Below are 21,743 nucleotides of genomic sequence, written 5' to 3'. Positions count from 1 at the left end.
AGTAAAAGTGAAAAAAAATAAGTATAGCTCTTCAGACAAAGATGAAGTAAAAGTGAAAAAAAATAAGTATAGCTCTTCAGACAAAGATGAAGTAAAAGTGAAAAAAAATAAGTATAGCTCTTTAAGTAAAAATAAAGCAAAAATAGAATCGGCACACCAAGAGTGTATTGACCGTGCTTATCGTATTCCCATATTTTTAAGTACGACAACTCATTTAAATGACAACCAACAACGGTTTCTAGACCGTCTAATTTTAGAGATTGAGAATGCTTTGCTTTTTCCGCGTACATTACCTTTAAGCGAAAGTTATCCCGAATCCATTTTAACTGATATTCGTCGGCTAGTTTCATCAAGCTATGGAATGTTGGCCGTAAACCTTCGTCGTTTTAAAATTCAAACAGTTGACGTCAATACAGGACCCCTTCCACCATCCACTCCATTCTGGGTAGGATCAGTTTATTCACAAGTAGAACCTTCAATGGCTTTTCAATTTGGTCTACCCTTATTATTAGTAAGGGAAGAAGATACTGACGCAAATAATGGAATTTGGGCAGGAGGAATTGCTCCACTCAACCTATTTATAGTTTGGCATTCTGAAACTCAAACTGTAGATGAATTCTTTAACACTCCTGAATGGAAATCAGCCTTTGCAAATTGGAGTGCACAAGTAAGAAATGCTTTTTATATTCAGACCAAGCCTAAGTTCAAGTACAGTTGTGAATGATAAACCGGTACTTTTGCATCAAGTCGAAAATATACAAAGTTTTGCTCACCCTTCTAGAAGCTAATCAGCTTGAAGTTGATATCAAATTACCTTAAATTAGATGTTTAATTCAGATCCTTGGTTAACAGTAGGAGAACGTTTTTTACTTTTGGTTTGTTCTAAGGCTTGAACAATATGTATCCATATAAAAAAACATTGGCTGAGACTTAGTCAATGTTTTTTTATTTGTTGAATTCTTTATTTTATCTATTATGCTTAATTGGAGGCATTGATCTTTCATTTTAGAAATGGTACAAAAACGTTTTTTTCTGTTCTCGTTGTTTAGATCTGACAGTCTGCACCTTTATGTTGCATCTGTTGGTTCAATTTCAAAAGAAATTTCTTTTGCTGCTTCTAAAGCTATTTTTTTAGCCTCTTTTTTATAATGTGATGATGTTAAAATATATCCATATCGATGACCCATTGAGGTAGGTGGCCTTAGAATCGCCCCTTTTCTTGGTTTTATATAAACTTCTTCCACCCCCGGATAATTAGAACTACGTTCTTTTCCTGTAACTTTAATTAGTTTTCCTTTAGAATGGACTGTTAAATAATGAGCATATACATATTTATAGTGATTTTTAGTCAAGGAAGGTTCATTACCTAACATTAACTGCATAGTTTCCTTTACTAAGTTAATTCCATGTCCAATTTCAATCATACGATTCATAGCTCCGCCTGATATTCTTGGATTTATCTCAATTAATTTCCAACCATCATTTGCTCTACGTAACTCAAGATGACAAGCTCCATTTTTCATATCAAAAGCCTGTATAATAGAACTGACAGCATCGAAAAGACTATGATATAGTCTATCATTTAATTGTCCTAATAAAGAATAACCTGTGACGATAAAACGTTTGAAAATTGTGATCTCCTGTTCAATCACAGCAATAATATAAATCTTTCCATTATGGACTAACACCTCAATTAAGTACTGGGGTCCATCCACATATTCCTCAAGTAAAATTTCTTCATTAGGTAATTTTTTCAAAAGAGTTTTCATAGATGCATGTAACTCAGTTTTATCCTTTGCCAATAATACATCTTTTGATCCTGTTGATTTGGGGGACTTCACGATAAGAGGAAAATTTATTTCTTCAGCTTTAAGAAAAGATGACAATGATTCTGTTGGTTTGTAAATTAAATAATTAAGTGAAATGGGTAATTCCTTTAGCACATTACGAGTCAATATCTTATCTTCCATATGATAGATTGCATCAGTGGATATATCACTCTGACAGAATTCCTCTGACAGACGTGCAGCTACATAAACAAAAGGATCGATAAAACTAAAAATCCCTTGTATATTTTTCCCTTCCTTTTTTAACTTTTTTATTATTGTAACTAAATTATTATAATCGTTTGTATCAGTGAAAATCATTTGATGTACATCTGGGAATTCATTTCGTTCCTCAAGAAATTTTTTTCTGCGAGTTAACAAAACCGTAAAGAAATTAAGATTATTTGCTGCCTTAATTGCTTCCCGACTCGATCCAGATTTATTTGTTTCAATAAGTACAATAGTATCCATAAACATCTATCATCCTATTCTAAGATTTCATCGTATGAAATACATATATTTCCTTCTCTTAATCTATAATATAAAAAAAGGACAACCAGGGTTCATCAAAAACAAATAATATATGAAATTAATGAATATACCTAAACAATTAAGAGTAAGGGAAAGGATGGTTTTTATGACTTTAATCGGCATGCTTCATCATCGTAAAGACCCAATAAATGCAAAAAAAGCTTATGCTTTTGCTGTAGTTGCCAAAGGTGAAGGAATAGACTTTTTTTATTTCACTCCAGGGAAGGTGGATTTGAAAAAAAAAGTTATTTTAGGAATGGCCTACGAAAAAGGCAAATGGGTTGAGAGAAAATATTCTTACCCTGATGTTATTTATAATGCTAGTGCCCCTGTAAACGATAAAATGGCAAAAATAACTCATGAATTAAGCAAGATTATCCCATTCACTAGTCACTCCGTTGGTGATAAATTAACCGTTTATAATAAGGTGAATCAGGCTAAGAAATTTACCCAGTATCTTATTCCTACTTCAAAACTAACTAGCTATAAGGTCTTGTTAGATATGGTTGAACGCTATAAAAAAATAATCGTAAAACCTTTATCTGGACATAAAGGGGCAGGTATCTTCTTTGTAGAGAAAACGGATAATTATTATAATATTAGTAAAAACGAACAAAAGTTAAAACTTAGTGAAAACCAACTAATAGAGTTTATCGAAAGTCAGATAAGCGAGGGTACTTACTTAGTTCAGAAGTTTATAACATGCAAAATAAAATCTGGAAACGTATATGATTTTAGACTACATGTGCAAAAAGATGGAAATGGCAATTGGGTAATTACCTCAATATATCCAAGAATAGGTAAAAAGGGAAGTATTGTATCAAATCTAGGTAACGGCGGTTATACTTGCTTTACCGACATCTTTTTAAAACAGGAATTTAGTGATAACTACTATAATATCCAAAAACATCTCGAACAATTTGCCCTACAGTTTTCTAACCATTTTGAGTCTCTATATGAAGATGTATTATTTGACGAGTTGGGACTTGATGTGGGACTTGACAAAGAAAACAAATTATGGCTTTTTGAAGTTAATTGGAGACCAGGTACTCCTATCATTAGTAATGGTGAATTGAATGTAGTAAAGAACATGATTCAATATGCTCGATATTTGGCTAATAAAAGCAAACAGGATTAGATGTCTTTTATTTATATATAGATATTAGCATTTTTAGTTTATATAATTTACATTCTGTAATCTTAAAAAAACTCTCTACTGCTAAAGGAGTTTTTCTTTTACGTATCAAGGTTTCATGACTGATATTACAATACAATATCAGTAAATCGTGGAATAGATACATCACCAGTATAGTTACCTATTTCAATCACCTCTTTTCTTTGATTCTTTATGTTAAATGAGAATCAAAGAAAAGAGGTGATTGCTTGTACAAGTGCTGATTTTTTTAAAAAGGCTTTTTAGTGGCTGTACAAACCTCAAAGACCTTTCTAAGAGCAAATTAACTTAAAGTTAATATAAAACCTTAAGAAAATAAAAAGGGATTATAAGGCTATTACATACCCAATTCAGGTCCCTGGCTTCTGTTTGTAGAAATCGCCCGAAGAAGTTTTTTAGTTCTGTCTTGCTGTTCATCTAAGCTTTAACAATACTTTGAAGCCCTTTTAGGGCATTTTGATTCGTCTGAAGCTGTTCTCCTCATGCGTAGATTTTCAGTCATTGTTTATTTAGAACACAGTTCTAAATAAACAAAATCTATCATTAATTCATCTTCTAAGAGAAAACTAGTTTAAATATCTCGAATTTTCAGTGGCAACATTCTTTTCAATACCCTTCTCTAATAATCTTTGATGATGTTGATACGTTTGCAAAACTCGTAAAATACCCTTGAAGATATAGGGTGTAGCTTGTTATGATATACCCCGCGCCCTCCGTGTTTGGTTTGAATATACAAGATTTCAACGATACTTCCGATTTTTTCTTCTACACAAGCGACAGAACAAGCCGTATAGACAATTCTTTGGTCAATAAACCCTTTGCCAATTACTTGATAGTACACGTCTTCCCTCTGAGGAGAGACCTTTTTGCCACATGAGGGACAATCCCACACCCAGGGATGGGAAAGGTGTTTCTTTTCCAACGTTTTTGCTTGAAGAATAATGTCCACTTGTGACAACTCCTTTAGCTAAATGTCACGCTAGTTTGAATTGGTCCTTTCCAGTTATTCTCAATAGCTTGTCTAATTGTCGAAATTAATTCGTTTCCGCTTGTCTCTTTATTCGCGTAGTTCATGAAAACACCTGAATCTTGCATGTACTCAAAATGTTTATCGTTTCCGCCTAATACGTAAATAATCAGTCTTTCCACTTGTTTACTTTCCCCTGTTAGAAGGCCGTCTGACTCTACATTTAATGCATGAATAGAATCAAGGAATTTATGGTCTTTTGCCTCTAAGCTGTCTAAGAAGTTTAATAGTTTTTCAACCATGATAGGCCCCTTGTTTTGCTTCTAAGATTCATTTATATAAAGAGAGGTATAAAACCCTCTCGGCGCTTATTCCTCTAAAGTAAGTTCAAAAATAAGCTGGTAATTACGATCCGTTAAGTCGATTTCAATGATTTGCAAACCTTCCCCGTACCAATCCGTTCCAGTAATAATTAATTTGGCCGTATTGAAATAAAATTCCTCCGAAAAATGCGGACGGAACGTATTTCCTTCCTCTTTCTCTAAAGCCTCATACTTTTTGACTTCTCGCAAATAGAGATCCGCATAGAACGGATGACCTTTCCAAAAGGCTCTAGCGTTCTTTTCAACATGTGATCGAATATAGGTATGACACTCTTTAGTGCTCATTTTTCTTATATGGCGAGGATAGTCTAAAATGCGACTATCAATAAATGATCCCTTTTCATCATGAAAGAAATCACCATACAGCCCTTCAATCGAAAAATCATCAATATGCGCTCTAACACTAAAATCCTCTTGTTCTTCTAGTTCGCGGTTAACAAGAATAGTAATGACTTCTTCTTCGTTCTCTGCTTTCGCAACGGCAAAAAGGGAATCCCCTGCATTGATAGCGAATAGTTTTGTCACATTGTGCTCCCCCTGGATTTAATTTAATAGTCTTTCCCACAGTATTCAAATTTTCCGCTATAGGTGATTGTTTTAGGGTGTACTTTTAAAGCAAGGGAGGGTAAGGTCCCCCCTTCCTATTTAGGCATTTATTATTTAGGAATATATTTTAAATAAACTTACTCTATTAATACTTTAGCTTCTAAGGGATTTCTGCACATTTTAATTAGGAAGCTGTGTCTTTCAACTGGTCATGTTGACGCAGTAAAGCTTGCTCCTCTGGGTTTAGTACTTTCCCTATATCTTGTTTCAACTGTGCCATTTGTAACTTACTGTACATAGAACTGTGCTCTTGGAGTAAATTTTCTTCTTCTGGCGTTAGTTCTTGCCCTAAATCTTGCTTTAATTGGATCATTTCAAGCTGTTGCTCCAGAGAAATAGCTGTTTCCTGTGTACACTCTTTTTGCTCCTGTTCAGCTTGTAACCAAGCAGGAACCAATTCCTTACGGATGATATGTGTAGGCGTAAATAGAGCTGTTTCAGCTTCAGTATGTATGTCTGACTCAGATGATTGTTCTTCCTTATTCCCTTTTAGTAGATTGGTAAATTGATTAAAAGCAATTTGATAAACAAGACGGCACATTTCATCCAGTGATAGGGTAGTACCCTTATGATTTGCCTCATGAACATATTTATCTAAGCCTACAATGGCTGTATAAGCGACCTCATGTACTTGTTCTTTGATAATCTCAATCTCTGTATCTCGTTTTACAGCTTTTGCCGCATTTTGAATACGAGCATAAAATTCTTTTAGTTGATGACCATATTTACCTGCATACACATTATTTACTTTTTTAGGCACACCTTTGATATAAGCAAATGACTGTGAAGCAGATATTAAATGATTATTTATATGATTTACAGGTAAATCAAGGTTAATAAAGGCATTAGATGTTTTTGGGCCCTCTAAGCTTGGTGTATCAACGTTTTCAGCATGTTCAGGAGTTGTCACAGGAGTTGTCACAGGAGTTGTCATTTCTTCTTGTTGAAGCGTTTGTACACCTGTTGTATCATGTGCAAAAAAGACCTCATCGCAAATTCGATTAAAATTCTTATGACTTTTAAGAACAAATACATAGCTGTCAGGGTGAGCACCTGTTGTATCTTCTTTAATGTAACGTGCCACAAGTATAAAGGGTGTATCTTTTAATGATTTTACAAAACGAGAAACCGTACTTTTAGATGCGTTAAATTTTTTCATCAGTGTTTCTGAACGGATCGCTTGAATACCCGTAGCTACAAGATTGTAAATTACGTGATCGAGCATTTCCATTCGTTTTTTAGGGAATTCTTTATGTAAGGCTAGTTGTTGTTGTTTAAAATAAGTACGGAGTGTTTCCAGAAATTCGTCTTTTTTTGTACGAAGGGTAGCTTTTTGTTGCCATAACCATTTTAATCGTCCATTGAAGGTATCTACATCTTTTAAATAGCAAGTCAATATCTTGTTCATCTGTTCATCTTCTCCTTTAAGGAATACAAAAAAGACACTGTCTCCCTGATGAAAGGAAAACAATGTCTTGATTTAGATGAACGAAGCTCTTGAAATAGATGTCAATTTCATATAAAATAAAAACATAAGTTTTATCTTATCGATAATGAAACTATTAACAAGAGACTTCGACAAGTGTTTTCCCTACTGTGTATAGGGTGAACGGTTTAAGAGTGTTCCTGCACTACTTAAACAGTTGAAGTCTTTTTTCTATCCGCACGTTTTTGTTAGTTTTATTATAGCGTTAAGTAGTCTCATAATTCAATAAAAATTAGCAAAATATATCAAAACAAGTATATTTAGCTATGAATATTGTTATAAGGCTGTAGAAATCAATTTCGCTATATATAACACTTCAAGCTAAGGAGAAGAGTTATGCATACATATACATGGAGTTTTCAGTTAAGATTCTAATAAGTCTAAACTTACTTGGCTTTTATGGTATTTTTTATAGACTTTGGCGGATTAGCTGAAGCCTATGGTTGAAAGAAGGGATAGCTATATCTTAATTCATCCGACAAGTTCCTCGACGATTTTAAGATGTTTTTTTGCTTAATCTGATAGTGTAACTTTTGAATTAAGTATAGTAAAAGACATTATTCTTTTGTAGATGCTGCTTCTTGCATTGTTTTCTTTTTCTGAGTTACCACAACATCATGATGCAAAATCTTCTCTTTATTTTTTCCTACGTACGCTTGCAAAGCCTTCGCAATCTTTTCGGCTTCTTCTTCACTTTGAATTTCAAAGTATTTCTCGAAGATTGCGCCGACTTGAATCAGTCGTCTTGTTCTTTCTTTTCTCTCCTTCTCTTTTTTACGCGCTTCAACTTGTTGTTTCTTCGCTTTCATCTTCTCAATTTTCTCTTCTAACTCCTGAAGAATTTCCTCATCTGTTCGTTTCTTCGGCACCCATTCTCATCTCCTTTTACTGTTCTCTAATGTTTGTTTTAATTGTATCAAAAATTGAGATAAATTGGTATCATTAGCATAGATTCTCTCACCAGAATATGGTATAATTCCCTTAGATCGAAGAGATAAGGGCGCACTTATACATCGTACCGATGTGTGCGGTTCCTTCGGAACGAAAAGACAAAACCAAAGACCCATTCGCCTAAATGACGAATTTCATAAAACCCGTTTGCCTATCGGCAAAGATGAAACTACCATCTGACACCTTCGGTGTTCAGGATGCTGATTTCATCAAAAGCGTTGATTAGCGCACCTTGTGCTCTCATCAACTTATTCCTAACTCACTAACCCATTCTCAAGAAAGGAGGAGAGAATTATGGCTATCTACCATCTATCGATGCAAATCATTAGTCGTTCAAAAGGACAATCGGCTGTCGCTGCAGCTGCTTATCGCAGTGGCGAAAAGTTGCATGATGAACGTACAGACGAGCAAAAGTTTTATGCTCGTAATGTTCAACCGGAAACCATGATTCTGACTCCTTCCAATGCGCCAGAATGGATGAAAGATCGTAACCGTTTATGGAATGAAGTTGAAAAAGTAGAGAAGCGCAAGGACTCACAACTGGCACGCGAATTGAATATTGCTTTACCCATTGAACTAAATCATGATCAACAAAAACAACTCATTCAAACTTTTGCTCAAAACCAGTTTGTTCAAAAAGGAATGGTTGCTGATATCGCTATTCATCGCGATGATACAAATAATCCTCATGCTCACATCATGTTAACCATGAGAAATCTAAGTGAAGATGGATTCGGCAAAAAGAACCGTGACTGGAATGCAGATTTTGCGAATGCGAAAGAAAACAACCGTGGGTACGTCAAAAACAGCGAAGGCTGCTTATCCATTCGTGAACAGTGGGCAAACTATGCCAACAAAGCCCTGGAACAAGCTCAAATCAATGAACGTATTACCCATCTTTCTCATGAAAAGCGTGGACTCGAAACCTTACCAATGGTTCACCTAGGCCATGTCGCACATGACATGGAGAAGAAAGGGAAGAAAACAGATCGTGGCCAGATCAATAGGGAGCGCCAAGACTACAATAAGGCCGTGGTTGATTTACAGGCCTACCGTCACCAAAAAGAAGAACACTTAAAGAAAATGAAGGAAAAAGAGAAGCAATTCAGCTTTTCTACAGATATAGAGAAAACTTATATTCAAAAAGCTGCGTCTCTTGTAGGTCAAAAGGTTATTACCTTAGCAGATATTACAGCACGTCACGAAGAACTACGCAAAATGAGTGATCGTCATGACCCCATTGAACGACACTTCCATGCACAACAACAGCAATTCCTGAATGTCAGCAATTATTATGATCGTGTGAGGGATTTAGAACGTGAAATCCAACAGAATGAAGAAAAAGTAGAGGAACTTAAGAAGTCCCTTAATCCGTTTAAACTCAAAGAGAATAACATGATGAAACGACGTCATCTTGATAAAATTTCCGATTTAGAAAGTAACAAAGAAAGCTATGAAAACAGCATTCAAAAACATAAAGAGCCTCTTCGTTTTTCAAGTGAAGAAGAGTTCTATCAGCGTTACCAAGAGTTCTCTCAAAAGAAAGAAAATCGACTTAATCAAATTAAATATGAGAAAAAACAAATTCAAGTCGAAACTAGGGTACTGTTGCAAGCTGAGGAAGCTATTAAACAAGCCAAAATCCGCGAGATAAGCTCTTATTATCCAGATCTTAAAACAGCTGGCAAGTATCTTACCTACAGCAATGCATTAAAGCTTGAGCAGTATCACGGTACTGCTCAACAAAATCAGTTTAGACTATCTAACATCAAACAAAGTCTAGATGCTAACGAAAAGAAGCTAGACGAGTTCAAAAAACATCAGAAAATGGTTCGTATAGAGAAGGAACATGTCTCAACTATGAGTAAAGAAGTAGAAAAGCTCAGCAGCGTGGAGAAAAAGCTTGATGAACTAGACAGAAACCCTGGAGAAAAAGCCAAACGGCTTGTCTCGAAAAAAGCTCGTCAAGATTATGAAGAATTGCAAAGTGAAGCTAAATATGGACGTGAAAATCTAAAGGAGCTGGGTTATAAAGGACAACAGGATTTACAACAACAACAAAGCCGTATGAACACAATGGAGAAAACAGTAGTCCCATGGCTAGAAAAAGAAATAAAAACATATGAAAGCAACATAAACGCCTTAGATACGGTTTTTAAGGCTATTCAACAAGCTACTCGTAGCCAAGAGCAAGCCCAACAAAGACATCAATTAAGAAGCATGAGATCTACAACTATAAATAGAGCAAAGAATAAAGGTCCAGATCTTAGCCGTTAAACATATAAAATTGCCTTAAGGCAATTAGAAACAACTTAAAGTTGTTAGCTTTTAAAGGGCTTCTTCCTTGCTAAGTATAATATAAATAAAAAGAAGGAGGCCTCCAAAATATAGTTTTGGGGTCTCTCCTTCTTTGACAAGAGTTACATACTCTGTATCGGCGATACATTCTTATAATAGTTAGAAGCTTAACCAGCTTTACTTATTTAGCAACTGCCGCCACTAAAACAAGAACGACCAATGATAACTAATAAAATAAAGAGGACAACAATTAAAGCAAAACTACTGCCAAAGCCTCCTCCGGAACCATAACCATAGCCCCCACTATAACCTCCAAAACAACACATATCCTTCACCTCCATACGTTTCTACTTTTAAAATATGTACAAGCAGGAAAAGTGTTCGTCCTAAACTGGTAAAAGTAGAATTATCCACGCCTGACCAATTTCTATGTCTTTATTAGTATTTTAAGAAACCTACATAAAAAGACCTGTTACTTGGGCGGTGTTAGTAACAGGTCCTGGTGAAGAAATATGAAATAGGATGTCTTTATGTGATATAAGGATATCCTATGTAAAATTAGTAAAATGGCTTAGACTAATGTCTATAAAATGATCAAAAATAGTAGGAATTTTAAATAACATTGGCGCTTGTCCAAACCCTTTTCATTACTTTGCATACTATAAAATTGAGCATCCTCCTGCTCTTCCAATAGATTTCGGCTCATATATTGCTACTAGAAAGAAGCCCATGAATTAATTCATGGGCTGTTGCCATCCTTACAAAGGATGAAAATAGAGTAAGAGTTGTGGTATTTGTCATACATAATATATGTTGCTGCCCATTACTAAGCAAATTGTCCAGATGAATAACACAAAAATAATTAGAGCAAACTACTCAAGACGTTCTGCAATATCAGCTAACTATTGATTACCATTCATGAAACAGAAAAAATTCCTGAACAGGTCACAGGAGTTTTTTCTGTTTTTGGACTGTATATTCTATACAACTTTAGTTAACATAATGGATGTTATTGGAAACGAAAAGACCCCAAGAACTTTATAAAGTTCTTGGGGTCTTTTTTAAATAAATTTTATTTTACTTATTTGACACATATATCATTAAATGATATATATTAATTAATGATATATCATTTAATGATATAAGGAGGTTTATAATGCCAAGAAACGATTCATTAGAAATGGGAGAACTAACAGACACCTCTTACTATATTTTATTGTCCTTAGTAGAAGCTAAACATGGCTATCTAATTATGAAAACAATTGAAGGTATGACAAATCATCAATTCTCAATTGGACCTGCATCTATGTATACGACTATAAAAAAGCTCTTATCAGCGAAATTAATTACGTTATGTGGTGAAGGAAATGACAAAAAGAAGACCTATGTAGCAACTGATAAAGGCATTGATTTATTAAAGAAAGAGGTTCAGCGTAGAAAAGCAATGATTAAACACGCTGAAGAGATTTTAAGCCAAAAAGGAGGTCTATAACGTGAAGAAAACCAAATATATAATGAGTGGTGGAACTGCATTTTCTGAAGAAAAAGATTTAAAAAAACTTAGTGACTATGCAAAAAAGGGATGGATTTTAGACCGTTTTGCTTTATTCGGTTATAAATTAAAAAAGGTCGAACCACAAGAAATACAATATTCAATGGACTTTCAGCCAGATGCAGACGAAGAGTATTTCATGTACTTTGAAGAGGCAGGATGGTCACATGTTTGCTCAGTGGGAAATCAAATTCATATCTTCAGTGCATCTATAGGAATAAAACCAATTTATTCAGATAAAGCAACAACAATTGAAAGATATGAAAGAGAAAAAAAGCAAATGGGTAAGGCTACTTTAATTACCCTTACTATAAGTGTAGTATTTTTATTATTTAATCTCATGAGCTCATATGGTTGGTTGCCTGCAGTCGTAGGAAATATTAGCGAGATTTTATTAATCATTTCAATTATCATCCTTGTATTCCCTGGTCTCCCTTACCTATCTTACCTGCATAAATTAAATAAGTTGCGTAAATTCTGAGAAGAGAACAACAAAAGTTCTGTAATCATACATTGAACTTTTGTTGTTTTTTATAGTTATATAATGACTATTACTTAACCTAATGTTCATTCTAGGTCCTCCCTCATCAATAGGAATTTTGTGGTAATATATAGGTGGATTATTTTTGAAAAAAGAGGGATTATCAAGATGAAAAAAGGAATTATAACAGGAATAATTGCACTACTTATTGTACTAGCTATTTCTTATTTTTCAGGAATTTGGAGTTTTGTTTATTACTTATCGGGATCTATAGGGTTAGTATCTATTGTACTTTCTATAGATTTCTTAATTTATAGTTTAGGTAACAAACAATTATCAACTTCCAATGAGAGAAACCATAAAAGTCGTTTAGAGGATTCAAAAAAGTTTATTTCAATTGCTATTCCTAACTTAATAGCAGCATTGGTCTATATAATAAACTAATAAAAACAGCACTATCCATTGAGGTTGGATAGTGCTGTTTTTTCGACTATTTGCGATGTATGTTATATGCATTTGTAGTTAACATAATGGATTTTATAAGAAATAAATAAAAAATAGTAGAACTCTTAGAAGAAGTGAACGCCTGTCCAAACCTTTTCCATTACTTTGCATACTATAATATTGAGCACCCTCCTGCTCTTCAAATAGATCTCTAGTTCATATATTGTTACTAGAAAGAAGCCCATGAATTAATTCATGGGCTGTTTGCCATCCTTACAAAGGATGAAAATAGAGTAAGAGCTGTGGTATTTGTCATACATAATATATGTTGCTGTCCATTACTAAGCAAATTGTCCAGATGAATAACAAAAAATAATTAGAACAAACTATTCAAGACGCCGTGAAAGGGTCATTTATGATTTTGACTCAACGAATAGAAGACAATTTCCTTAAATTGGGAAGAGATTGTCTTCTTATGTTTTTTTAGATATATATCATATATATGTTTAGTTAACATAATGAGTTTTATGAAAAGTGATTTATATTTCTTAATACTTTATTTTATGGTTCTTTAATAAGGCATATTTAATGCTTTTTTTGCATTTTTCACATCATTCATACGAAGAGTTGTGAGATCATAAGCCGGATAGTACCCTTTTCGATACATATAGGTAAAGACTTTATAGTGTAAGTTAATAGCTTTTTGTAAATGACGATTAAATATCTCATGTAACGATGGAGTAGCTGTTTCTGTAATAGCCGCAGCATAGGAGCGAACAGAAGTTTTTGTAAAACCTAATAAACTTCCAGAAAAGAAAGCTGACTCATCATTTCTCACTTCATGATGTTCTTCGGGGTACGGACCATACTCATAAAATGATAGTAATTCATTAAGGTTCCCTTGTATTCCCTCGATCGCTTCTAAATATAAGCTCTTTAATTCTCGATCTTGAATTTTTCTAACTGCCTTTTTAAATTGAATTAAGCAATTAGTTTGGAAGGCAGTTAACTCATGTAATTCGAGCGTTTCATGCCAAGCTAATTGCTGATGGTTTCGTCCATCATCATAAGGATAATAATTCATATACACACCTCTTTTATGTTATGAATTACTATACTCATGGATGATTACATTGGATAATTGTCCATATACAAGAATAAAGATTTATATCCTGAGCAAACTACTCAAGATGTATAAAATCATCACGACTAACTTCTAATTACGTCACGAAAAAAGCTATTGGTCCCTGATTAGCCAGTAGTTTTTTTCTGTTTCCAATAAGTATTACTAAAACGAAAGCACCCTGACTATGTTTTAAATAGTCAGGGTGTTTTCTTTCTACTTTTGAATGTTGAGTCCCAAAAGAAGATTAGCTTTTCCGAGTTCTATAGTATATGAAAATCAGCAGTAGTTAAGAACCAGTATTTATAATACAAAATGAATTTGCGTAAACTATCTACGATGCTATAATGCATTAAATAAATACACCTCGTATAAAGCCAGTGAAAGAAACACTTTTTCAACTGGTTTTATATATTGGTACAGGTTATAAAGAGAACAAACGTACATATTCTTATAACAAGAAGTAAAATTAACTTCGGGGTTTTATAAATGAACTAAAAGAAAGTCTACTGAGATCCCCAGTAGACTTTCTTTTTTATTATGTATAGTTACTGACTATGTTAAGCAAACTACTCATGATGCAATGAGGCATCACTCATGAAACCCAATTACGTAACAGAAAAAACCTACCTCTTTTGACTGGAAAGAGGTAGGTTTTTTCTGTTTTTATGCTGTATAGCATATACAACGTTAGTTAACATAATGTCTCTTTCCGGAACACACCACAAAAAAGAACCCTTGTCGCAGAACGGTTCCGCCGAGGGTTCTTTTTCCGGAGTATGCAGCTTTTTATACATCCTTGATAGACCAACGTTTTTTCAGTAAGCGATTAGTGAAAGAATGAATAAAAAGCGCACCTTTTATTCATATGCTTCAACCTCTAAATAATTGATTTTTTATGTGAATATGTTATAGTGACAGTCCAGCTGATTTCCCAAGTTGGATGTCATTTAACCCTATAATTGTAAATGTAACTAAATGGCCACCTCTCTTACCACACACTCAAGAGGTGGCTTTTTAGTTTGTTAACGATAAAAGTAATGAAAGTGTCTTCTTAGACTGATAATACCACTATTTACGGAATTTAGAGATTACCTGCAGGTGTGTGAAAGTCTTTTCAAGGCGAAAATACTGATACACAGGGATCTCAACACTTTTATTTTTTTTGATTAACCCTATTTGTGAATCCCTGCTATTAGTCACACTTTGAAAGGAAAGCAGGGAAAAAGTCTTTTCTCGTTGAAGGTTACTGCTTGAAAAGTGGTGGCATTATGGCTGGATTTGATGAAAACGATCGTGACCCTGAGGTTGAAGTACTAATTGACCGATACCCTGAGGAAAGAGACATTTATCGTTATATGCGGGATGAGTTTAATAAAGTTCTAGATTCATATGACCCTGATATTCACGATAGGAAAGTTGCTGTGAAGGCAAGTGATAAGTTTGACGTGTCTGTAGATTACGCACTTGATCTTTACACTAGAATGGTGTTTAAGATTGCGGAATTTCAACAGAGACGATTCAATAAGTCAAAATAGCCGACTAGAAGGCACTCTAAGGAGTGTCTTTTGTCTTGGTTAGCATTTAATATTATCCTCTTATCTAAAACGTCTGCACGAGGCTGTATATACCTCAGATAAGTCCTTTCTCTTTGAACACCTTTCTTAAACATTCATTCACCAGTTCACTTTTAATTCCACTGTCTACATTGTCAATGATCTGTAGTACATCGTTATCCAAATAAAATCCCCTGAATTCTCGCTTTGCTTTCTTCCCAGCTAACAGACGATCAATGTTATCAATTTTCTTTTTATTATTCTTTTTCATATTCTTCCTGATAATAGATTCGCTATCAATATCGCTATCGTTTTCGGGTCTATTTTTATTAACCTTTTGAATTGAACTTGCTACTTCTTTATTAGCCGTCCGAATATTCTTTTTCACCCTCTTTTGAATAGGAAATGTGCCCGTTAATTGTTTAGTAGTTTTACTATTCTTCTTGAATACTTCATCGATGTCCTTATCAAATATAGATTCATCTGTTCCTACAAAGTTATACTTGCCTTCTACACTGTCCCACTCGAAACCTAATTTCTTAATTTTTGTCTGAATAGTTCTGTCTGAAACCTCATACTTTTTGGCAAGATCATTTACCTTTAATTTCTTGTCACTAATAGCTTCAATCATGCCTCTTACTAACATTTTAGCCACCTCATCCAAAAGTGATATTACTAATTCATTTCACCTTAATTTATATTCTTTTATGTTAGAAAATTCACCTTTAATTCCGATAGTAACTTTAGCGTCATTTCTTGAAATGAAACGTGGAAACAGGAACTACAAATCATTGGTATTAGCAAACTGAAAAAATTTTAAGTGCTTTCTTTACCAAGTTGTTATAAAATAAAAAAAGCGTATTGGAGATTGTTTCAAATATTTTACGTCATCTAACCTATTCCCAAAGCACAGGGAGTAGGTTTTTTATGTTCTTGTACTACTGTGGTGAAATTAGTAAGGAAGTAGTTACAAAAATGATGTATATGATATACAAAGTTAGATAACATAGGTGGATTAGATTCACTTAGGTTTAACTTACGCTCGTGTTCCGCTCTTCTGATCGCTCACATAAGTTTGACTTATGTTGAACTAATTGAAAGAACAAAATAAAAATGCCTGGATTTACACCAGGCATTTCTGTTTTTTGCAGGGTTTTTAGCGTGAAATATTGAATAACTCAGTTATCCTTCTCTATTTCATAAAACAATGGTACTGTAATGAAATAGACTGTTTATTTTCGGCGCTTCTATGCTTGTCTTAGTTCCCAAAAAGACGAGCAAAGAAGCCTTTTTTATTTTCTGTCTCTTTTTCCTGAGCTGTCGCTGCTTCTAGTAAATGTTGTTGCTGCTGTTTTTGAGATGAGCGGATATATTCCATCATTTCTTTATCGCGGCTCTCTATATGTTCTTTCATCTGTTCAGCCTGCTTATCAAAACTGGCTTGCAGCTGCTCCAGTTGCTTGCTTGTTTGCTCGCGATCTGCTCGCCTTTGTTCCTCTAATTCCCTCAAGTCATTTTTAGAATCACTTAAGGCAGCCTTATACTCTTCAATTATTCCTAACAGCTGATTGTTCACCTCTTGTTGCTGTTTAAACTGCTCGGCTATCGCTCCTAATATTTCCGGGGGGAGTGACTTTTCAGAAGCTTGTGGAGCAATTAAAGAGCGGTTATTTTCTTCATTTTCCGTATGCTCGTTATGTGCTCGGCTAGCGGAGCGGTTCCTTTCTAATCCCTCAATAACAGTATTTGCAGCTACTTCTAAAGAAAGATTTTTATGCTGAACCAGGAATTTTAGCTTATGCAATGTTTCATAGTCGCTATGTGTATAGTAGCGCTTTTTCTTATTGTCAGTCTTGAAATCATAACCGCTCTTTGCGAGCGCGGCAGAATATTTCCTTACATTGCTTCCGCTTAATTCCAGAAGCTTTGATATTTCGTCTGAATTCATATAATCATCGTTAATAATCATTTGTGGCCTCCAATCTTATGTATTCGCCTTCCGCTCCTTAAACATCATACAGCGTTATTTTCAATAATTCGAGCAAGAGAATTTTTTTCCTTTCTTTTTTAATTGCTTTTTGTTATTTTTCATTCATAAAAAAAAGAATAAAAAGCTTATTTATCAACAGATATATAAATATTATGTATACAGTAATTTGAATTACTGCACATATAAATTATAATAAAAGTATCAAAAATCAGTTTTAATACATGGGGGAAAGTTACATAATGAAAAAAGTTGTTGGCTATGTTCGTGTATCATCTGATTCACAAATTGAAAATACATCCATTGAGGAACAAATAAAAAGAATAGAAGCTTATTGTATCTCCCAAGAGTGGGAGTTAGTTGAGATTTTTAGAGACGAAGGTTTTTCTGGAAGCAATATAAACAGACCAAGATATAAAAAGATGATGGAATATCTTGCAGATCATAAGGGCGAGCTTGAAAGTGTAGTCGTTTTGAAAATGGATAGGGCGCACAGAAACCAGCTTAACTTATTGCAATTCATTAAGGTTGAGCTAGCGGAATTAAATATGGATTTTGTAAGTATTACTGAATCTTTTGATACAAGTACCATGATAGGGCGTATGATGCTAGGGATTCTTTCTACTTTTGGAGAGTTCGAGAGGGAAGTCATAAACGAGCGGACAAGGAACGGTAGACTTTCTACAGCTTTAAAAAATAAGTATGCAGGCGGCCAGGTTCCATATGGATACGAGGTAGGAAACGGAGCGGTTAAGATAAATAAAGAGCAGGCGGCCATTGTAAAACGTGTATTTGATGAATTTATAGAGGGCCGTACTTGCTACCGAATTGCTAAGGAGCTTAATGAGGAAGGTATTAAAACAAAAAGCAATAAGAACTGGACACCCACTACAATTAGAAGAATGTTAGATACAGAAAGCTATACAGGCTTTAATTCATATAATGGCAGTAAAGAGCAGAATGCCATCAGACAAAAAGATGTTTTTCCTAAAATCATTTCACGCCAAAAATGGAACAAGATTCATGCAGGTGTTACAGCATAAAAAAAGACCAGGAGAGCGGCCCCAGATCTTTTTTAGTTCTTTATAACTACCCTTTCTGAGGTTGCTATAAGTGCCTACAAGCGAATTAACTTTAGTTTTACAGGCAACCGCTCTTTTAGCGTGGCAGGAGCGGAGCGGTTGTTGTTATTATTTAAAAATGTGTAGGTTTTCAATATATTTTTGATACTATTTTATAAAGGTTACAACATATGTATAAAAAGCAGCATATTGGAGAGAAACCAACTCTTTGAGAATCCTTCTACGCCAAGGGTTCTTTTTTGGTATGTGTACAGGAAAGAGACATTATGTTAACTAAATATGTATACCATATACAGGTTAAAAACAGAAAAAACTACCTCATGCGAGTAAGATAGTCTTCTGGTGAATGCTCTAAATAGATGTATTTGACACCTTACAGCGTCTTGGGTAGTTTACTCAATTTATAAAAATTTACCCTAATTTGCGTTTAAATTCTTTACTAGCGAAGAAGTAAGCGATGACCATGATACCTAGGCACCAGGCAAGTGCAATCCAGATATCGTTGCCAACAGCCCCTTCATACAAGAGTGCACGAATCGTATTCACGATTGAAGTCACGGGCTGGTTCTCAGCGAATGAACGAACAATTTTAGGCATCGTTTCAGTGGGAACAAAGGCGGAACTGATAAAAGGTAGGAAAATCAGTGGGTACGAGTAGCCTGTGGCCCCTTCCATAGATCGCGCTGTCAATCCTGGAATAACAGCCAGCCATGTCAGGGCTAGCGTAAACAGCCCGAGTATCCCGGCTACCGCGAGCCAATCTAGGATATCAGCGCTGGAACGGAAGCCGATCAGGAGCGCGACGAGGATAACTACCACGATAGTAAGAGCATTAGAAATAAGAGATGTTAACACGTGAGCCCATAATACTGAAGAGCGCTTAATAGGCATGGTAATGAAACGCGCCATCAGTCCACTCTTTACATCCGTAAATAGCCGTACGGAAGTGTAAGCGACGCCAGATGCGATAGCCATCAGCAAGATTCCTGGTAATAAATAATTGACGTAATTGTCTGTTCCTGTATTTATGGCGCCACCAAATACATAGACAAACAGTAGCATCATCATAATCGGTGTAATCGCCACCGTAATGATCGTATCCGGGCTGCGCATGATGTTGCGCATCAAACGTCCAAGTAATACACCTGTTTTGTTTTTCATTTACATCTCCTCCTTTTTACCGACAATCGCGAGGAAGATTTCCTCCAATGTTGGCTGCTTCTCAATGTATTCCACCTTTGCTGGAGGGAACATCTCTTTGAGTTCGGTAAGGGTACCAGTCTTGATGATTTTTCCGCCGTGCAGGATGGCAATGCGGTCCGCCAATTGTTCAGCTTCTTCGAGATACTGAGTCGTGAGCAAGATGGTCGTACCGCCGTCAGCAAGCTCCTTGACGGTGTTCCAGACTTCAATCCGAGCTTCCGGATCAAGCCCTGTCGTCGGTTCGTCGAGAAAAATGATTGCTGGCGCCCCAATCAGGCTCATTGCTATGTCAAGTCGGCGCTTCATGCCGCCAGAATATTGATCTGCCCGGCGTTTGGCTGCATCGGTCAGGCTGAATCTTGCAAGTAGATTGTCAGCTACTTGATCGGGATTAGATACCCCTCGCAATTTGGCGATCATTATTAAGTTTTCCTTGCCAGTGAGCATGCCGTCTAAAGCTGCGAACTGCCCCGTTAGGCTGATACTCTGGCGAACATCAGCCGATTGACGCTGTACGTCAAAGCCGTAAATACTTACTTCACCGTTATCGGCCTTCATCAGTGTTGAGAGAATATTGACTGTCGTTGTCTTGCCTGCTCCATTTGAACCCAGCAGTGCGAAAATTTCACCACGATGGACCTCAAAATCTACTCCTTTTAAAACTTCTTTGTCTTTAAAAGATTTTTTTAACCCTTTTACAGAAATAGCTTCATTCTTCATACGTTTTTCCTCCTTATAAAAAGCTCCACAAGTTTGCTTACCAGAGCTGTAATTATCCAGCTGAGCGCCTTGCGGAGCTAGATTCCCTATACTCCACTATTTAGCCAGACTTATAATCTGTATGACTTAGTACTGGAGTGGAAAAATAACTGAATAGCGAAAGTGACAATCCACGTTTGTAACTAGCTATTCAGTCGGTATTATTGATTGAATTTATTTTTTCCTAATCGTTCCATGATACTCTGATTCAAATCTTCACGATACTTGGCCATATAGGTTCTAGCATTTGCCACTAGTTCATCAGCAAAGGAAGCCACGTCGTCACCAGTGATTTCCAGCACTTGTCTACCTTCTGCAGCACCTGCTTCGAACAAATCAATTAATTCATACTGCATGTGTAACATATCCATCCCGTTGCCGGATGAGAAATTCCACATGTAGTTTTGAATTTTCTTAAATACAAACTGGTAGTCCTTTGGCAGGGCTTCAACCCGTGCCATCATCATTTTATACTCTTTTTTATCACCAATCATTTTTTTGAATATTTCCAGCATGTCATTTTTCCTCCTTTTTTATAAAGCTTCATAAGATCCTCTAAAAATATCCGTTGTACTATTTTATGAAGCTAGTTTGACTTCAAGACGTTGATTTTTGATGATACAAAATCCCACCTTTTCCAAAACAACTCAAGTTCCTTGCGCCCAGCCTCATTAAGTGAGTAAAACTTGCGGGGTGGGCCCATATCTGATGGTTTTTTTTCTATGTTCACCAGTTTTTTCTTTTCTAATCGTACGAGAATAGTGTAGACCGTTCCTTCCACGACCTCGGTAAACCCAAGCTCGTTCAGGCGGCGTGTAATCTCGTAGCCATAGGTTTCATGGCGGCTGATAATTTCTAACACACAGCCTTCCAGCGAACCCTTCAGCATTTCAGTTAAATTTTCGATGTTCAGAACCTCCCTCTATTTTGTCAGACTTATATTCAGTATAACTTAGTACTGCAACGAATTTTAACTTAATAACTTTTTTAAAAATCAAGCTATTAAGTAATACTTATTATATGTATATTGTATTACTAAGTACTGGGCGTTGCAACTATTTTTAAAAAAATATTTTTGAAACCAGCTATACTCATTGTATACAGCCAATTTTCTTTATAGAAATGTACTGTCAGAGAACATTTTCCTTGTACAAGAATAGATGAGTTTAAAATTTTATGAATACCGAAACGTGTTTTATGTTAACTAACCTTATATATTCTATAAAACATAAAAACGGAAAAAACTACTGCTCCTGCACAGTAGTTTTCCTAGTCGTTGAAATATAGATGTTATGTTGATAATGCTCTATTGCATCTTGAGTAGTTTGCTCAAA

Annotated in this window: 22 protein-coding genes; 8 read left to right on the top strand and 14 right to left on the bottom strand. The window is 35.3% G+C overall.

The window, feature by feature from the left end; genetic code table 11:
• Window positions 1-97: 97 nt before the first annotated feature.
• Window positions 98-724, top strand: coding sequence for a hypothetical protein (locus tag SB717_RS31850; protein WP_410906703.1), 627 nt, complete (start codon window positions 98-100; stop codon window positions 722-724).
• 343 nt (window positions 725-1,067) lie between these two features.
• Here SB717_RS31850 and SB717_RS31845 read toward each other — a convergent pair whose 3' ends face one another.
• Window positions 1,068-2,297: an ATP-grasp domain-containing protein gene (locus SB717_RS31845; RefSeq protein WP_410906701.1), complete on the bottom strand. Its 1,230-nt coding sequence runs from the start codon at window positions 2,295-2,297 to the stop codon at window positions 1,068-1,070.
• 166 nt (window positions 2,298-2,463) lie between these two features.
• On the opposite strand from SB717_RS31845, the gene SB717_RS31840 reads away from it, so the two are divergent.
• A complete protein-coding gene (locus tag SB717_RS31840) occupies window positions 2,464-3,495 on the top strand; it encodes a YheC/YheD family endospore coat-associated protein (RefSeq protein ID WP_410906699.1) in 1,032 nt (343 codons plus the stop codon).
• 655 nt (window positions 3,496-4,150) lie between these two features.
• Here SB717_RS31840 and SB717_RS31835 read toward each other — a convergent pair.
• The 5 genes from SB717_RS31835 to SB717_RS31815 form a co-directional block, all read right to left on the bottom strand.
• The gene (locus tag SB717_RS31835; protein ID WP_197226069.1) at window positions 4,151-4,480 is read right to left on the bottom strand and encodes a hypothetical protein; all 330 of its coding nucleotides are present in this window, start codon (window positions 4,478-4,480) and stop codon (window positions 4,151-4,153) included.
• 14 nt (window positions 4,481-4,494) lie between these two features.
• The gene (locus SB717_RS31830) at window positions 4,495-4,800 is read right to left on the bottom strand and encodes a hypothetical protein (RefSeq protein ID WP_410906697.1); all 306 of its coding nucleotides are present in this window, start codon (window positions 4,798-4,800) and stop codon (window positions 4,495-4,497) included.
• Window positions 4,801-4,866: 66 nt separating this feature from the next.
• The gene (locus SB717_RS31825) at window positions 4,867-5,406 is read right to left on the bottom strand and encodes a hypothetical protein (protein ID WP_410906695.1); all 540 of its coding nucleotides are present in this window, start codon (window positions 5,404-5,406) and stop codon (window positions 4,867-4,869) included.
• Between the two features lie 205 nt (window positions 5,407-5,611).
• Entirely contained in the window at window positions 5,612-6,895 is a 1,284-nt protein-coding gene (locus SB717_RS31820) for a replication protein (RefSeq protein ID WP_410906693.1), read from the bottom strand.
• Window positions 6,896-7,530: 635 nt separating this feature from the next.
• On the bottom strand, window positions 7,531-7,842 hold the full coding sequence (locus SB717_RS31815) for a hypothetical protein (RefSeq protein WP_057274186.1): 312 nt from the start codon (window positions 7,840-7,842) through the stop codon (window positions 7,531-7,533).
• A 376-nt stretch (window positions 7,843-8,218) separates the two neighbouring features.
• Between SB717_RS31815 and mobQ the strand changes: the two genes are divergently transcribed.
• Window positions 8,219-10,201 carry a MobQ family relaxase gene (gene mobQ, locus SB717_RS31810; protein ID WP_410906691.1) on the top strand — a complete coding sequence of 661 codons (1,983 nt, stop codon included), beginning with the start codon at window positions 8,219-8,221 and terminating at the stop codon, window positions 10,199-10,201.
• A gap of 206 nt (window positions 10,202-10,407) precedes the next feature.
• Here mobQ and SB717_RS31805 read toward each other — a convergent pair whose 3' ends face one another.
• Window positions 10,408-10,548, bottom strand: coding sequence for a YjcZ family sporulation protein (locus SB717_RS31805; RefSeq protein ID WP_410906689.1), 141 nt, complete (start codon window positions 10,546-10,548; stop codon window positions 10,408-10,410).
• An 830-nt stretch (window positions 10,549-11,378) separates the two neighbouring features.
• Here SB717_RS31805 and SB717_RS31800 point away from each other — a divergent pair.
• The 3 genes from SB717_RS31800 to SB717_RS31790 all read left to right on the top strand — a co-directional run bounded on the left by SB717_RS31800 (window position 11,379) and on the right by SB717_RS31790 (window position 12,699).
• Window positions 11,379-11,714 (top strand): PadR family transcriptional regulator, encoded by a 336-nt coding sequence (locus SB717_RS31800; protein WP_221789663.1) that lies wholly within the window; start codon window positions 11,379-11,381, stop codon window positions 11,712-11,714.
• A 1-nt stretch (window position 11,715) separates the two neighbouring features.
• Window positions 11,716-12,255, top strand: coding sequence for a DUF2812 domain-containing protein (locus tag SB717_RS31795; RefSeq protein WP_410906687.1), 540 nt, complete (start codon window positions 11,716-11,718; stop codon window positions 12,253-12,255).
• Window positions 12,256-12,423: 168 nt separating this feature from the next.
• Window positions 12,424-12,699, top strand: coding sequence for a hypothetical protein (locus SB717_RS31790; protein WP_410906685.1), 276 nt, complete (start codon window positions 12,424-12,426; stop codon window positions 12,697-12,699).
• A 571-nt stretch (window positions 12,700-13,270) separates the two neighbouring features.
• Here the strand turns inward: SB717_RS31790 and SB717_RS31785 are convergent.
• Window positions 13,271-13,783, bottom strand: coding sequence for a spore coat protein (locus tag SB717_RS31785; RefSeq protein WP_410906683.1), 513 nt, complete (start codon window positions 13,781-13,783; stop codon window positions 13,271-13,273).
• Window positions 13,784-15,093: 1,310 nt separating this feature from the next.
• On the opposite strand from SB717_RS31785, the gene SB717_RS31780 reads away from it, so the two are divergent.
• Window positions 15,094-15,360: a hypothetical protein gene (locus tag SB717_RS31780; protein WP_410906681.1), complete on the top strand. Its 267-nt coding sequence runs from the start codon at window positions 15,094-15,096 to the stop codon at window positions 15,358-15,360.
• A gap of 94 nt (window positions 15,361-15,454) precedes the next feature.
• Here SB717_RS31780 and SB717_RS31775 read toward each other — a convergent pair whose 3' ends face one another.
• Both SB717_RS31775 and SB717_RS31770 read right to left on the bottom strand, forming a co-directional pair.
• Entirely contained in the window at window positions 15,455-16,024 is a 570-nt protein-coding gene (locus SB717_RS31775) for a hypothetical protein (RefSeq protein WP_098278056.1), read from the bottom strand.
• Window positions 16,025-16,636: 612 nt separating this feature from the next.
• A complete protein-coding gene (locus SB717_RS31770) occupies window positions 16,637-17,347 on the bottom strand; it encodes a hypothetical protein (RefSeq protein ID WP_410906679.1) in 711 nt (236 codons plus the stop codon).
• A gap of 260 nt (window positions 17,348-17,607) precedes the next feature.
• On the opposite strand from SB717_RS31770, the gene SB717_RS31765 reads away from it, so the two are divergent.
• Window positions 17,608-18,408 carry a recombinase family protein gene (locus SB717_RS31765; protein ID WP_410906677.1) on the top strand — a complete coding sequence of 267 codons (801 nt, stop codon included), beginning with the start codon at window positions 17,608-17,610 and terminating at the stop codon, window positions 18,406-18,408.
• Between the two features lie 450 nt (window positions 18,409-18,858).
• Here the strand turns inward: SB717_RS31765 and SB717_RS31760 are convergent, their stop codons facing one another.
• From SB717_RS31760 to SB717_RS31745, 4 genes are all read right to left on the bottom strand, one after another.
• Window positions 18,859-19,608 (bottom strand): ABC transporter permease, encoded by a 750-nt coding sequence (locus tag SB717_RS31760; protein WP_410906675.1) that lies wholly within the window; start codon window positions 19,606-19,608, stop codon window positions 18,859-18,861.
• Entirely contained in the window at window positions 19,609-20,370 is a 762-nt protein-coding gene (locus SB717_RS31755) for an ABC transporter ATP-binding protein (protein ID WP_410906673.1), read from the bottom strand.
• A 200-nt stretch (window positions 20,371-20,570) separates the two neighbouring features.
• Window positions 20,571-20,924 (bottom strand): DUF1048 domain-containing protein, encoded by a 354-nt coding sequence (locus SB717_RS31750; RefSeq protein ID WP_410906671.1) that lies wholly within the window; start codon window positions 20,922-20,924, stop codon window positions 20,571-20,573.
• Between the two features lie 71 nt (window positions 20,925-20,995).
• Window positions 20,996-21,316, bottom strand: a complete 321-nt coding sequence (locus SB717_RS31745; protein ID WP_252285762.1) for a PadR family transcriptional regulator — start codon at window positions 21,314-21,316, stop codon at window positions 20,996-20,998.
• Between the last annotated feature and the right edge of the window lie 427 nt (window positions 21,317-21,743).

The organism is Priestia sp. SIMBA_032, from assembly GCF_046535215.1.
Classification (GTDB): domain Bacteria; phylum Bacillota; class Bacilli; order Bacillales; family Bacillaceae_H; genus Priestia; species Priestia aryabhattai.
Note: the sequence above shows the minus strand (reverse complement) of the source record. Positions and strands in the feature narration are given on the sequence as shown.